Annotated in this window: 1 protein-coding gene; it reads left to right on the forward strand. The window is 39.2% G+C overall.

The window, feature by feature from the left end; all coding sequences use genetic code 11:
* On the forward strand, positions 1-621 hold a 621-nt coding region (locus tag JHD74_RS25940; RefSeq protein ID WP_233169699.1), incomplete at its 5' end, for a hypothetical protein.
* Positions 622-636 lie beyond the last annotated feature (15 nt).

Below are 636 nucleotides of genomic sequence, written 5' to 3' on the forward strand. Positions count from 1 at the left end.
CCCCCCCCCCCCCCCCCGACCTCTACACCCAGTTGGCATCGTCGGCAGCGTCAGATGTGTATAAGAGACAGGTATAGAGATAAAGTTCGGCAGGATGATTTACGAATGCTTTACTCCATCCGCTCCTTAATAATGAAACCTTTTGTAATTTATGATATGACACATGCTATTGTTAGCTTCATTTTTGCAACAATGCCAGAAAAAACAAAGAAAGACTTTACAGAAAGACGCTCTGAGATTGAAGATAAAGTAACGGATACGATTGCAAAACAAGCCATAAAAGCAGCTGCTAAAATTGCTCTAATAGAAGTTATCGTGCAATTGATATCATTGCAAATTTCAAGATCTCCGGATGTTCTCTTAATGTCTAGGAAAGTAGTGGCTAGAATGCTAACAGCATTTCAAATTTATAGTTACTTCGATAAAGCATCTAGAGCCGCCGGTAAATTAAGGCGGGAGAGTAGACTTATTTATAATATGTTATACGGTCAAGAGGTTGAAATGCTTTACTTTATTATTGCTGGAAAATTAGACCCATTGATAAAAGTTTCTGCCTCGAATGACCATACGAACGCAGATGCGTTGATGTATGCTTTGGGTGACGTGTTTTACAAGAGGTAATGGTTATGCTTAAAG

Source organism: Serratia sp. ASV30 (assembly GCF_016428815.1).
In the GTDB taxonomy this organism is placed as follows: Bacteria; Pseudomonadota; Gammaproteobacteria; order Enterobacterales; family Enterobacteriaceae; genus Chania; species Chania fonticola_C.